15 protein-coding genes are annotated in these 12,510 nt (G+C 65.0%); 4 read left to right on the forward strand and 11 right to left on the reverse strand.

The genetic code is table 11. The features are described from left to right. Window positions 1-36: 36 nt before the first annotated feature. Window positions 37-1,980: an acetate--CoA ligase gene (gene acs / locus YP76_RS02210; protein WP_046761967.1), complete on the forward strand. Its 1,944-nt coding sequence runs from the start codon at window positions 37-39 to the stop codon at window positions 1,978-1,980. A gap of 18 nt (window positions 1,981-1,998) precedes the next feature. Continuing rightward, a complete protein-coding gene (locus YP76_RS02215; RefSeq protein WP_046761968.1) occupies window positions 1,999-2,511 on the forward strand; it encodes a cytochrome b in 513 nt (170 codons plus the stop codon). A gap of 58 nt (window positions 2,512-2,569) precedes the next feature. On the opposite strand, the gene YP76_RS02220 is transcribed toward YP76_RS02215, so the two are convergent. Continuing rightward, the gene (locus YP76_RS02220) at window positions 2,570-3,778 is read right to left on the reverse strand and encodes an FAD-dependent monooxygenase (RefSeq protein WP_046761969.1); all 1,209 of its coding nucleotides are present in this window, start codon (window positions 3,776-3,778) and stop codon (window positions 2,570-2,572) included. A gap of 104 nt (window positions 3,779-3,882) precedes the next feature. Continuing rightward, window positions 3,883-4,974 carry a branched-chain amino acid aminotransferase gene (locus YP76_RS02225; RefSeq protein WP_046761970.1) on the reverse strand — a complete coding sequence of 364 codons (1,092 nt, stop codon included), beginning with the start codon at window positions 4,972-4,974 and terminating at the stop codon, window positions 3,883-3,885. A 153-nt stretch (window positions 4,975-5,127) separates the two neighbouring features. On the opposite strand from YP76_RS02225, the gene YP76_RS02230 reads away from it, so the two are divergent. Beyond that, the gene (locus YP76_RS02230) at window positions 5,128-6,144 is read left to right on the forward strand and encodes a threonine aldolase family protein (protein ID WP_046762576.1); all 1,017 of its coding nucleotides are present in this window, start codon (window positions 5,128-5,130) and stop codon (window positions 6,142-6,144) included. Then, entirely contained in the window at window positions 6,141-7,034 is an 894-nt protein-coding gene (locus tag YP76_RS02235) for a DMT family transporter (RefSeq protein WP_046761971.1), read from the forward strand. Before YP76_RS02230 ends, YP76_RS02235 begins: the two co-directional genes overlap by 4 nt. Here the strand turns inward: YP76_RS02235 and YP76_RS28105 are convergent. From YP76_RS28105 to YP76_RS02275, 9 genes are all read right to left on the reverse strand, one after another. Next, window positions 7,031-7,186 (reverse strand): hypothetical protein, encoded by a 156-nt coding sequence (locus tag YP76_RS28105; protein WP_198147409.1) that lies wholly within the window; start codon window positions 7,184-7,186, stop codon window positions 7,031-7,033. The genes YP76_RS02235 and YP76_RS28105 overlap by 4 nt on opposite strands. 89 nt (window positions 7,187-7,275) lie before the next feature. Beyond that, window positions 7,276-8,073: a Rossmann-fold NAD(P)-binding domain-containing protein gene (locus YP76_RS02240; protein ID WP_046761972.1), complete on the reverse strand. Its 798-nt coding sequence runs from the start codon at window positions 8,071-8,073 to the stop codon at window positions 7,276-7,278. Window positions 8,074-8,084: 11 nt separating this feature from the next. Beyond that, window positions 8,085-8,456: a HesB/IscA family protein gene (locus YP76_RS02245; RefSeq protein WP_046761973.1), complete on the reverse strand. Its 372-nt coding sequence runs from the start codon at window positions 8,454-8,456 to the stop codon at window positions 8,085-8,087. Next, on the reverse strand, window positions 8,456-8,908 hold the full coding sequence (locus tag YP76_RS02250; RefSeq protein WP_046761974.1) for an SUF system Fe-S cluster assembly protein: 453 nt from the start codon (window positions 8,906-8,908) through the stop codon (window positions 8,456-8,458). The genes YP76_RS02245 and YP76_RS02250 overlap by 1 nt, the downstream gene beginning before the upstream one ends. Beyond that, a complete protein-coding gene (locus tag YP76_RS02255; RefSeq protein ID WP_046761975.1) occupies window positions 8,905-10,113 on the reverse strand; it encodes a cysteine desulfurase in 1,209 nt (402 codons plus the stop codon). The genes YP76_RS02250 and YP76_RS02255 overlap by 4 nt, the downstream gene beginning before the upstream one ends. Then, window positions 10,110-10,877: a SufD family Fe-S cluster assembly protein gene (locus YP76_RS02260; RefSeq protein ID WP_046761976.1), complete on the reverse strand. Its 768-nt coding sequence runs from the start codon at window positions 10,875-10,877 to the stop codon at window positions 10,110-10,112. Before YP76_RS02260 ends, YP76_RS02255 begins: the two co-directional genes overlap by 4 nt. Continuing rightward, complete coding sequence (gene sufC / locus YP76_RS02265; protein WP_046761977.1) at window positions 10,874-11,635, reverse strand: Fe-S cluster assembly ATPase SufC; 762 nt, start codon at window positions 11,633-11,635, stop codon at window positions 10,874-10,876. The genes YP76_RS02260 and sufC overlap by 4 nt, the downstream gene beginning before the upstream one ends. Before the next feature lie 3 nt (window positions 11,636-11,638). After that, a complete protein-coding gene (locus YP76_RS02270; RefSeq protein WP_046761978.1) occupies window positions 11,639-12,094 on the reverse strand; it encodes a hypothetical protein in 456 nt (151 codons plus the stop codon). After that, window positions 12,091-12,486, reverse strand: coding sequence for an endonuclease domain-containing protein (locus YP76_RS02275; RefSeq protein ID WP_084733044.1), 396 nt, complete (start codon window positions 12,484-12,486; stop codon window positions 12,091-12,093). The genes YP76_RS02270 and YP76_RS02275 overlap by 4 nt, the downstream gene beginning before the upstream one ends. Window positions 12,487-12,510: the final 24 nt, after the last annotated feature.

The raw sequence follows: 12,510 nt of genomic DNA on the forward strand, positions 1-12,510 counted from the left end.
CGCCAAAGCGGTATTTCGCAAAGGAAAGGATGCTGGATGTCTGACGATTTTTTCTCGGTTCCTGATGAATGGGCAGCCTCGGCGCTGCTGGACCGGGAAGGGCGCGCGGCGGACTATGCACGGTCGATCGGGGATTCGGACGCCTACTGGCTGGAGCGGGCGAAGCGGCTGGATTGGGTGAAATTCCCCAGCCTGACCAACGAGAGCAGCTTTGCGGAAAGCGACTTCGGCGTGAAATGGTTCGCCGACGGCATACTCAACGTCAGCGCCAACTGCATCGACCGGCATCTGGCGGACCGTGGCGATCAGACCGCGATCATCTGGGAACCGGATTCGCCCGAGGAAGAGCCGCGCCGCTACAGCTATGCGCACGTCCATGAACAGGTCTGCCGCTTCGCCAACGTGCTGAAGGGCGCGGGCGCGAAGAAGGGCGACCGCATCACCGTCTATATGCCGATGATCCCGGAGGCGGCCTTCGCCCTGCTCGCCTGTGCGCGGATCGGCGCGATCCACAGCGTCGTGTTCGGCGGCTTTTCGCCCGAGGCGCTGGCGGGCCGTATCATCGACTGCGATTCGACGCTGGTGATCACCGCCGATGAAGGCCGTCGCGCGGGGAAGACCGTGCCGCTCAAGGCCAATGTCGACGCCGCGCTCCAGGAATGCACCAGCGTCCGCAAGGTCGTCGTGGTCAAGGCGACCGGCGGCGCGGTCGACATGGCCGAAGGCCGGGATCTTTGGTTGCACGAGGAAGCGGCCAAGGTTTCCGCCGATTGCCCGGCGGAACCGATGAATGCGGAGGATCCGCTGTTCATCCTCTACACTTCGGGTTCCACGGGAAAGCCCAAGGGCGTGTTGCACACCACCGGCGGCTATCTGCTCTGGGCCAGCCTGACGCATGAGCTGTGCTTCGACTACCGTCCGGGCGACATCTATTGGTGTGCGGCCGATATCGGCTGGGTCACGGGGCACAGCTATATCGTCTATGGCCCGCTGGCGAACGGCGCGACCACGCTGATGTATGAGGGCGTACCCAATTACCCGACCCCGGCGCGCATCTGGGAAGTGGTCGACCGGCATCAAGTGCAGACCATCTTCACCGCGCCGACCGCGCTGCGCGCGCTGATGAAGGAGGGCGACGATTTCGTGGCACGCACCAGCCGCCGGTCGCTGCGCCTGCTGGGCACAGTGGGCGAGCCGATCAATCCGGAGGCCTGGCGCTGGTATCATCATGTCGTGGGCGAGGACCGCTGCCCGATCATCGATACCTGGTGGCAGACCGAGACGGGCGCGGCGATGATCGCGCCGATGCCGGGCGCGACCGATCTCAAGCCCGGCTCCGCCACCTTCCCCATGCCCGGCGTGGTGCCGCAGATCGTGGATTCGGAGGGCAAGGTACTGGAGGGCGCGGCCGAGGGCAATCTGGTCATCGCGCAGAGCTGGCCGGGGCAGATGCGCACCGTCTGGGGCGATCATGAGCGCTTCTTCCAGACCTATTTCACCACCTTCCCCGGCAAATATACGACCGGCGACGGCGCGCGGCGCGATGCGGACGGCTATTACTGGATCACGGGGCGCGTCGACGACGTCATCAATGTGTCGGGCCACCGCATGGGCACGGCCGAGGTCGAAAGCGCGCTGGTGCTGCATGAGAGCGTGGCCGAAGCCGCGGTCGTCGGCATGCCGCACGACATCAAGGGGCAGGGCATCTACGCCTATGTGACGCTGAACAGCGGCGAGGAACCGACCGAGGAACTGCGCAAAGCCCTGATCGCCTGGGTGCGGACCGAAATCGGCCCGATCGCCACGCCCGACGTCATCCAGTTCGCGCCGGGCCTGCCCAAGACCCGGTCGGGCAAGATCATGCGCCGCATCCTGCGCAAGATCGCGGAAGGCGAAGTGTCCGCGCAGGCTCTGGGGGACACAAGCACACTTGCCGATCCGTCCGTGGTGGATAATCTGGTCGCCAATCGTCAGGGATAGCAACTGAAGGAGTATTGGATGGATCGCTACGGTTCCGTTGCCCGCGCGCTGCACTGGATCATCGCGATCCTCATCCTCTTCAACCTCTTCCTGGGTTTCGCGCATGAGGCGCTGCCCAGGGACTGGAAGGTGATGCCAGTCCACAAGTCGGTCGGACTGACGGTGTTGGCGCTGACGATCCTGCGCATAGTGTGGCGGTTCACTCATAAGGCGCCGCCCCTGCCCGCCGCCATGCCGCGTTGGGAGAAGGGCGCGGCGCATGCCACGCATTTCGCCTTCTACGCATTCATGCTGATCGTACCGCTGACCGGATGGATCATGTCCTCTTCCGGCGACCGGCCGCTCACCTGGTTCTTCCTGTTCGACGTACCGAAGTTCACAGTGTCCAAGGGGGATGCGATCGTCGGGATTTCTGGCGAAACCCACGAGATTGGGGGCTTCGTCTGGGCGACACTGATCGTCGTCCATATCCTCGCAGCACTGCGCCATCATTTCATTCTGAAGGACGATGCGCTGCGGCGGATGATTTGAATTGGACAGTTGGACTCCTGACCGCGCAGGAGCACGGCAGGCTTGATGTTCGGTCCGTTTACACCATCTCGCCTGTCAGCAGCCGGGGAAGCGCACCCGATTGCCCCCGTGCTTCGGCCATGAAGCGGTTCTTGAGCAGCGACGTGCGCTGAACTGCCGCCAACCCCGCACGCCGGACGAGCGAAGGAATGCGGCCCGGTATGTCGAACAGCCGGACCAGGCCGTCCATCGCCACGCTGGTCATCATCGCGTCCAGCCCGCGCCAGCGCTGATAGCGTGCGAGCAATTGCGCATCGCCCGGATCGAGGCCGAGGCGCATCCCTTCGACCAGCACCTCGACCAGCGCGGCGACATCGCGGAAGCCGAGGTTGAGGCCCTGTCCGGCGATCGGGTGAATGGCATGGGCGCTGTCCCCCACCAGCGCGAGGCGGGTGTCGGTGATGCGCGCGGCATGGTGGAAACCCAGCGGATAGCTGGAACGCGGCCCGGCCATCGCAATCTCGCCCAGAAAGCCACCCATGCGCTTCTGCGCTTCGGCCAGCCAGCCGCGTTCGGAAAGCTTGAGCATTGCGGGCGCCTGGTCCGTCGGAACCGTCCAGACGATGGCGGAACGCGTACCCGGCAGCATCGGCAGCAACGCGAAGGGGCCGCCGGGATAGAAAATCTCGTAAGCCGTGTTCGCGTGCGGCACTTCATGGTCGATGGCGGTGACCATCGCGACATGCTTGTAATTCCAGCGGGTGGTGTTGATACCTGCCGCTTCCCGGGTCGGGCTGTTGCGGCCCTCCGCCGCGACCAGCAGAGCGCCGTGGATGGTCTCGCCGCTCGCCAGCGCCAGCGTCACGCCATCGGCGTTGCGGTCGACATGGAGGGCACGGTCGGGCTGGAAGCGGGTGAGATTTTCGGCCTGTCCAGCCGTCTGCGCGAGGGCGACGCGCAGGGTGCGATTGGGGAACATGATCCCCATCACGCCGTCGTCCGCATCCGGCGCGAAGTCGAGCGCCCCCGGCTCCAGCCCGTCGCTCACCCAGATACGGTCGATCGGGCAGCCCTTACCATGGAGATGTTCGGCCACGCCGATGGCCGAAAGCATGGCATAGCTGGTCGAGCTGATCGCCGAAACCCGGCCGTCGAAGCCCACAGCGGTGGTATCCACCGGATCGGCCGGATCGATCACGGCGCAGCGAACGCCATGGCCGGAAAGCGCGATGCCAAGGGTCAGGCCGACAAGGCCACCGCCCAATATGACGACGTCGAAGCGTTGCATGGGGGCGGTTCTAGGCTGGTCCGAGAAGTTTGGAAAGGGCGGCAATTTCCGCAAGAAATGCCGCGCTCCTGCGCGGGCAGGAGCACTTCATTCCATATCGGGCGCTACAGCTTGCGAACCCAGTTCGCCGGGTCGGCCACAGTGCCGCGCTGGATGCCGGTGAGTTCCGCGCGCAGCGTCTCGGTGACGATGCCGCCATCGCCATTGCCGATGGTGAAATCGCCATCGACGCTCTTCACCATGCCGATGGCGGTCACGACCGCCGCGGTGCCGCAGGCGAAGGCCTCGCGCAGATTGCCGCTGGCGGCGTCGGCGCGCCACTGCGCGAAGCTGTAGGGTTCCTCGCGCACCTCATGCCCCTTGGCACGGGCGAGCGAAATGATGCTGTTGCGGGTGATGCCGGGCAGGATCGTGCCGCCCAGCGGGGGCGTCACGATCGAGCCGTCATCCATCACGAAGAAGACGTTCATGCCGCCCAGTTCCTCGACCCACTTATTCTCGGCGGCATCAAGGAAGACGACCTGATCGCAGCCATGCTTGCTGGCTTCGGCCTGCGCGACGAGCGATGCAGCATAGTTGCCCCCGCATTTGGCCGCCCCCGTACCGCCACGCGCCGCGCGGGTGAAATGGTCCGACACCCAGAGCGTGACCGCTTTCTTGCCGCCCTTGAAATAGGCACCGGCAGGCGATGCGATGACGCAGAAGATATATTCGTTCGCCGGGCGCACGCCCAGGAAGGTCTCGCTCGCGAACATGAAGGGGCGCAGGTACAGGCTGCCCTCGCCGCCCGGAATCCAATCGGCGTCGATCTTCACCAATTCTTCGACCGCTTCCAGGAACACATCCTCCGGCAGGACCGGCATTGCCATCCGCTCGGCCGACTCGGCGAAGCGGCGCGCATTTTCCTCCGGCCGGAACATGGCGATGCTGCCGTCTTCCAGCCGATATGCCTTCATCCCTTCGAAGATTTCCTGCGCATAATGCAGAACCGCACAGGCGGGATCGAGCTGGAACGGTTCGCGCGGGCCGACGGCATGGCTATGCCAGCCCTGCCCATCGGTGTAGCGAATCGTGACCATATGGTCGGTGAAGAGCTTCCCGAAACCGGGGTCCGCCAGCGAAGCTACGCGCTGGTCAGCCGATACAGCCTTGCTGCTGCGGGTGACGGTGAAGCGCGATGTCTGCTGGACGTCCATGACGTGAAACTCCTTTGGTTGGACGGGCCGCCTATGTCACAGATGGCAGCATGAAACAATCGGTCAATATTACTGACCCATAATATGGCCTATGGCCGCTCCTTCCACGGTGGCATCTTGGCGCTGCAACGCGGCGCGGCTATTCCATGCCGCATGCACTTTTTTTCCGATAATGCGACGCCGGTCTGCCCGGACGTCATGGCGGCCATGGCGGCCGCCGACCGAGCCGACCACGGCTATGACGGCGACATTTGGAGCGCACGGCTGAACGGCGTCTTCTCCGATCTGTTCGAGACACCGGTCGAGGCGCTTTGGATCGCAAGTGGCACGGCGGCGAACAGCATCGCGCTGGCCTGCCTCTGCCCGCCCTATGGCGGGGTGCTGTGCCATGAAGAGGCCCATATCGTCGTCGATGAATGTGGTGCGCCGGGCTTCTATACCCATGGCGCAAGCCTGATGGCGCTGCCCGGCGCGGGCGCGAAGCTGTCGCCGGATATCGTGACGGAACGGCTGAAAGCAATCCGTCCCGATGTGCATCAGGTGCCGGCGCGGGCGATCAGCATCACGCAGGCGACCGAATATGGATTGGCCTATACGCCCGATGAGGTGGCGGCGCTGGGTGCCGTGGCGCGCGAATATGGGCTTGGCTTCCACATGGATGGGGCGCGTTTCGCCAATGCGGTCGCGCATCTGGGTTGCCATCCGGGCGATGTGACCTGGCGGGCGGGGGTCGACGTCCTTTCCTTCGGCTGCGTCAAAAATGGCGGGATGATCGGGGAGGCACTCCTCTTCTTCGGGGACCGGGCGCAGGCACGGGCGGCCGAGGCGGCGCGCTGGCGCAAGCGGGGCGGGCATCTCTTTTCCAAGGGCCGCTATCTCGCCGCGCAGTTGCTGGCGATGGTCGAGGGCGATCTCTGGCTGCGCAATGCGGAGGCGGCCAACGCGGCGGCGCAGGCTTTGGCGGCAGGCGCGGCGGGACGGCTGATGTACCCGGTCGAGGCGAATGAACTGTTCATCCGGCTGACGGCGCAGGAGGCTGCCGCGCTGCGAGCACAGGGTTTCGATTTTTACGATTGGGGCGAGGGCGCGGCACGCCTCGTCACCAACTGGTCGCACGATGCCGCCAGCGTGAAGCCGCTGGCCGATGCCCTGGGGACGCTGAGCGCGTGACGGAAGGCAAAGGCGGCATCATATGGCCTTTCATCCTCGTCACCCTGATCTGGAGTTCGACCTGGATCGTGATCCGCGACCAGTTGGGCAGCGTGCCGGCAAGCTGGTCGGTCTGCTACCGCTTCCTGCTGGGCGGCGTGGCGATGGCGGCCTTTGCCAGGGCGCGCGGCGTATCGCTCCGCATCGGCGGCAGGGGGATGGTCTTTGCTGCCTTGCTGGGCGTGGCGCAGTTCGTGATGAACTTCAACTTCGTCTATCGCGCGGAGCATTATCTGACATCGGGCGTGGTCGCGGTGGTCTATGCGATGCTGCTGATCCCCAACAGCATCCTGGCCTTCCTCTTCCACCGCCAACCGGTGAGCCGGGCCTTCGTGCTGGGATCGGTGGTCGCGGTGACGGGCATAGCCCTGATGCTCGCCCATGAATATCGTGCCGCGAGCGTGCGGCCCGACATGGTGTTGCTGGGCGCAGCGCTCTCGGTTGGCGGGTTGCTGAGCGCATCGGCGGCCAATGTCATGCAGGGCATGGAGATTGCGCGGCGGCTGCCGATGGTGGCGGTGCTGGCCTGGGCGATGCTGATCGGATCGGGCCTGGATGCACTGTTTGCGTGGGTAACGACCGGACCGCCGGCCTTCGAGGCGCGGCTGGGCTATATATTGGGGATAGGCTGGCTGGGGCTGGCGGGATCGGTCATCACCTTCCCGCTGTACTTCCGGCTGATCCAGCGCATGGGCGCGGGACGCGCGGCCTATACCAGCGTGCTGATCCCGGTGATCGCGATGCTGATCTCCACGTTGGTGGAGGGCTATCGCTGGACGACATTGGCCGGTGTCGGCGCGCTGCTGGCGATTGCCGGAATGGTGGTCGCGTTACGGACGAAAGCGGCTTAACGGCGGACGCCCGGCTGGTAGAGGCGCTTGGCCGCATTCACCCTGTCGATCAGGCTGGTCAGCGGGACCGGAGCCGGGGCCGTGCGTTCCGGCATGGACAGGCCGTTGATGCGCTGGCCGAGGGCGGTGAAGGCGTTGTCGAAACGGTCCATGATCCTGTCCTTGCGTGGTGACAGCTCTTCCATCGGGCCGGGATGGTTAAGAAGGCGTTAGGGATGCGGACGCTTTGCGACGGGGCGATTCACAGACAGGCGGCAAGGCCTTCGCGATAGGTCGGATAGCGTGGCGACCAGCCCAGCAGGCGCTTGGCCCGGCCGTTCGCGACGCGGCGGTTTTCCGCGTAGAAGGATTGCGCCGTCGGAGACAGTTGCGCCTCTTCCAGCGTCAGCAGGGGCGGGACGGGTTGGCCAAGCAGTTCGCAGGCTGCTTCGATCAACCAGTTCTGGGCACAGGGCAGGTCATCGGACAGATTGTAGATGCCCGGCGGCCCGGCATGGATCGAGGCGATCACCCCCGCGACGATGTCGTCGACATGGGCGCGGCTGAACACCTGGTCAGGCAGGTCGATGCGATGCGCGCGCCCTTCCCTGACGCGATCGAATGCCGAGCGGCCGGGGCCGTAGATACCGGGCAGGCGGAAGCGGCGCATGTCGGGACGGAGGGCACCCCAATCCGCGTCGGCCCGTGTGCGGGCGGCGCGGCGGCCGAAGCCGACCGGGCTGGATTCGTCGACCCATGCCCCTGCCGCGTCGCCATAGACGCCGGTGGAAGAGAGATAGCCTGTCCAGATGGCGGGAGCTAAGGCGATGTCGGGGCCATAGCGGGCCAGGACGGGATCGGCGTCGCCCTGGGGCGGGACGGAGGACAGAATGTGGCTGGCCCGTGCCATGGCGGCGCGAACGGCGCCTTCGTCATCGAAGGCGAGTGCTTCGGCATCGGCGGTCCGGCGGACCCCGGTGATATGCCAGCCGTCTGCGCGCAGGCGGGTGGCGAGGCGCGATGTGGTATAGCCCAGCCCCAGTATCAGCATATGGGGCATGGCAGCGTCGCTCAGACCGTGAAGCTCTCGCCGCAGCCGCAGCTACCCTTGGCATTGGGGTTGTTGAAGACGAAGCCGGCGGTGAAATCGTCCTCCACCCAGTCCATGGTCGAGCCGACAAGATAGAGTACCGAGGCGCCGTCGATGTAGAAGGTGCCGCCAGGAGTCTCGATCTTCTCGTCGAACTTGGCTTCCTCGCTCACATAGTCGACCGAATAGGCAAGGCCCGAACAGCCCCGGCGCGGGGTCGACAGCTTGACGCCGACCGTGCCTTCGGGGGCATCGGCCAGCAGGTCCGCGATGCGCTGCTCCGCGGCGGGCGTCAGGATGATGGCGGCGGGGCGGGCGCGGATTTTCGTCTCGCCGTTGGGAGGTGGGGTCATCATAGCATTCCCAGTTCGAGCTTGGCCTCGTCCGACATCTTCTGCGGGTCCCATGGGGGGTCCCAGACGAGGTTCACCTGCGCATCGCCAACGCCCGGCACGGCGCCGACGCGCAGTTCGACTTCGCCCGGCATGGATTCGGCCACCGGGCAGTGCGGCGTGGTCAGCGTCATGGTGACGACGGCATGGCCGTCCTGCGTCACGTCGACGCCGTAGACGAGGCCGAGATCATAGATATTGACCGGGATTTCGGGATCGTAGATTTCCTTGAGCGCATCGATGATCGCGTCATAGAGGCTGCCGCCCGGTTCGCCCTTGGGCGCTTCCGCCGGCTTCTGGGCAAGGAAACCGTCGAGATAATCCCGCTGACGCGTTTCATCCTCGACCCGCGCCTTGGGCGGGGTTTCCACCGTCTCGACCTCTTCCACCAATATCTTCCGTTCCTCGGTCATCCGAAGATTTTCCTCACTCTTTCAAGCCCCAAGACCAGCGCATCGACATCGCTGTCGTCGCTGTAGATGCCGAAGCTGGCCCGCGCCGTCGCCTCTACGCCCAGATGGCGCATCAGCGGCTGCGCGCAATGATGCCCCGCCCTTATGGCGACACCCGTTTCGTCCAATATGGTGCCGACATCATGCGGATGAACCCCCTCGACCTCGAAGGAGAGGATTCCCGCGCTGTCCTCCGGTCCGAAGACACGCGCGCTATTGAGGCTTTGCAACGCGGCGCGGGCCTTGCCGACCAGCGCGCATTCATGGGCATGGATCGCGTCGAGGCCGATCGCCTGCACATAGTCGATCGCCGCCGACAGGCCGACGACGCCGGTGATATGCGGCGTCCCCGCCTCGAACCGGGTCGGTGCGGGGGCGTAAGTGGTCTTTTCGAACGTCACCTTGTCGATCATCGACCCGCCGCCCTGATAGGGCGGCATGGCGTCGAGCAGTTCCTTGCGGCCCCACAGCGCGCCGATGCCGGTCGGGCCGTAGAGCTTGTGCGCGGAAAAGACGTAGAAATCGCAGTCCAGCGCCTGCACATCGACAGCCAGGCGAGGCACCGCCTGGCAACCGTCGATCAATATCCTCGCGCCGACGCCATGCGCAATGTCGGCGGCGCGGCGGACGTCGAGCACGCTGCCGAGCACGTTCGACACATGGGCCAGCGCGACCATCTTGTGCGCGGGCGTGATCATCGCCTGCATGGCGTCGAGATCGATCTTGCCGTCCGCCGTCAGCGGCACGACGTCGATCTGCGCCCCGACTTTTTCGGCCACGATCTGCCAGGGAACGATATTGCTGTGATGCTCCAGCATCGAGAGCAGGATGCGGTCGCCTGCCTTCAACTGCGAGCCTGCCCAGCTTTGCGCGACGAGGTTGATGCCTTCGGTCGCGCCGCGGACATAGACGATCTCGCCGTCCGACGCCGCGCCGATGAAGCTCGCTACCTTGCGGCGGGCAGCCTCATAGGCGAGCGTCATGTTGGCCGAGCGCTCATAGACGCCGCGATGGACCGTCGCATAATCCGGGCCGTAAGCGCGGGCGATGGCGTCGATCACGGCGTTCGGCTTCTGCGCGGTGGCGGCGCTGTCGAGATAGTGCCAGTCACCCACACCCGGAAAGTCATGGCGCAGGTCGAGCCGGTCGAAGGCGTTGACGGTCATACCAGCGTCTCCAGCTTGGCAAGCGCTGCGGCTTCGAGTCGGTCCTTGACCGCTTCGTCCGCCACATCATCGAACACACCTGCCACGAAGGCCTTGAGCAGCAATGTCTTGGCCATTGCCGGGTCCATGCCGCGGCTGGCCATGTAGAACAGCGCCTGCTTGTCGAGTTCGCCCACGGTCGCGCCATGGGCGCATTTCACGTCGTCGGCGTAGATTTCCAGCTCAGGCTTCGCATTGGCCGTGGCGGTGCGGTCGAGCAGCATCGCCTTGACCGACTGGAAGGCGTCGGTGCGCTGCGCGTCGCGCGCCACGTTGATCGAGCCAAGATAGCTGCCGGTGGCATGCTGACCCAGGATCGAGCGGATCGTCTGGCCGCTGGTGGCATCCGGCTGCGCATGGGTGACGGCGGTGATGATCTCCAGCACCTGATCGCCGCCGCCGATGATCGCGCCGTTCAATTCGAAATGTGCGCCCTTGCCCAGCGTGACGTCGAAGGTCACACGGCCGAATTTGCCGCCGATGTTGAGGAGGTGGAAATCGCAGCGTGCGCCATCCGCGATGCTGATCGCATAATCATGCACCGCCGCAGCGCCGTCGGCCGCGTCCTGCAACAGATGATGGCGCGCGCTTTCCCCGGCGGCGACATCGATGCGCGTCGGCGCGGGCGTCGGCCAGATGGTCGCCAGCGCGTCGAGATCGCTGTAGCGCCATTCTTCAGCCCTTCGTGTGGGCAAGGGGCGCGTGGGAAGGGTGAGCGTGGTCACGCCGCAACCACCTCCGCCCCGACCACATCGGCATAGCCCTCGCGCTCCAGCTCCAGCGCCAGTTCGGGACCGCCCGATTTCACGATCCGGCCAGCGGCGAGAACATGCACGAAGTCCGGCTTCACATAGTCGAGCAGGCGCTGATAGTGGGTGATGAGCAGCACCGCCTTGTCGGGCTTGCGCATGATGGCGTTGATGCCCGCGCCCACGATCTTGAGCGCGTCGATGTCGAGGCCGGAATCGGTCTCGTCCAGGATCGCCAGCCTGGGGTCGAGGATGCCCATCTGCACCATTTCGGCGCGCTTCTTCTCGCCGCCGGAAAAGCCGACGTTCACCGGGCGCTTCAGCATCTCCATGTCGAGACCCAGCAAACCCGCTTTCTCCTTGGCGAGCTTGATGAACTCGCCGCCCGACAGCGGTTCTTCTCCGCGCGCCTTGCGCTGGCTGTTCAGGCTCTCGCGCAGGAATTGCAGGTTGGAGACCCCGGGGATTTCGACCGGATATTGGAAGCCGAGGAACAGGCCTGCGGCGGCGCGCTCATGCGGCTCCAAGCTGAACAAGTTCACACCGTTGAAAGAGGCTTCGCCTCCGGTGACTTCATAGCCGGGGCGGCCGCCCAGCGTATAGGCCAGCGTCGACTTGCCCGCGCCGTTGGGACCCATGATCGCGTGGATCTCGCCCGCCTTGATGGAGAGCGACAGGCCCTTCAGGATCGCCTTGCCGTCGATTGCGTTGGTGAGATTGTCGATGGTCAGCATGCTTCAACCCTTATGCGCGCGCTGGAGCGTCCGCGCGGTCCAGAAGGCCATGTCCCGCACATCGCCCGGCGCAGGGAACAGCGTGTCGATATGGCGCTTGATCGGCATATAGGGCCACCAGTCGGCGCAGGGTTCGGGTGCACCCTTTTCCAATATGCCGGTCACGAATTCGGTCACAGGCCCCATCCGGGCGAGATTGGGCGCCTTGGCCTTGTGGAAGGCCTTGTCGGATTTCAGCTTCTCGGTGAAGGCGGCGTCGCCCTTGTCCAACGCCTCGCGGCATTCGGCCTGATAGGCGTCGAGGTCACCGAAATCCTTGGCGGCGCGGGCTGCAAGTTCGCCCTCTTCCAGCTCATAATCTTCCGTCAGAATGCGAATCGCGGCGGTCCATGCCTGGCCATTGCCGACATCCTCCGCGAAATCGGCAAGGGCATCTTGAATATCGTCTTCGTCGCTCAAGTCACTTCATCCTCATTAAGCCCCTCCCCTTCAGGGGAGGGGTTGGGGTGGGGGCTGTGCCAGCGATCCGGCGCGGCGTTCAAGACCGCCAGCAACCGTTCGCACACGCCTTCCAAATTCGTCATCACATCATGATTGGTAAAACGGACGACCTGATAGCCAAGGTCCACCAGCCTCCGAGCACGCATAGCATCCGATCCATCGGCATGGGTATCGCCGTCAATCTCCACGACCAGCGCCTTTTGCGGGCAGAGGAAATCCGCAATGTTCGCGCCAATAACGGCCTGCCGCCGGAACTTGTGACCGCCTAGCTTTGCACCCGACAGCACCCGCCACAGCCGTTTTTCCGGTTCGGTTGGTTCAAGGCGCATGGCGCTGGCGCGCTGCCGCATCGTCGCAAGCTGCCGCACGGACAG

Source organism: Sphingobium chungbukense, from assembly GCF_001005725.1.
Classification (GTDB): domain Bacteria; phylum Pseudomonadota; class Alphaproteobacteria; order Sphingomonadales; family Sphingomonadaceae; genus Sphingobium; species Sphingobium chungbukense.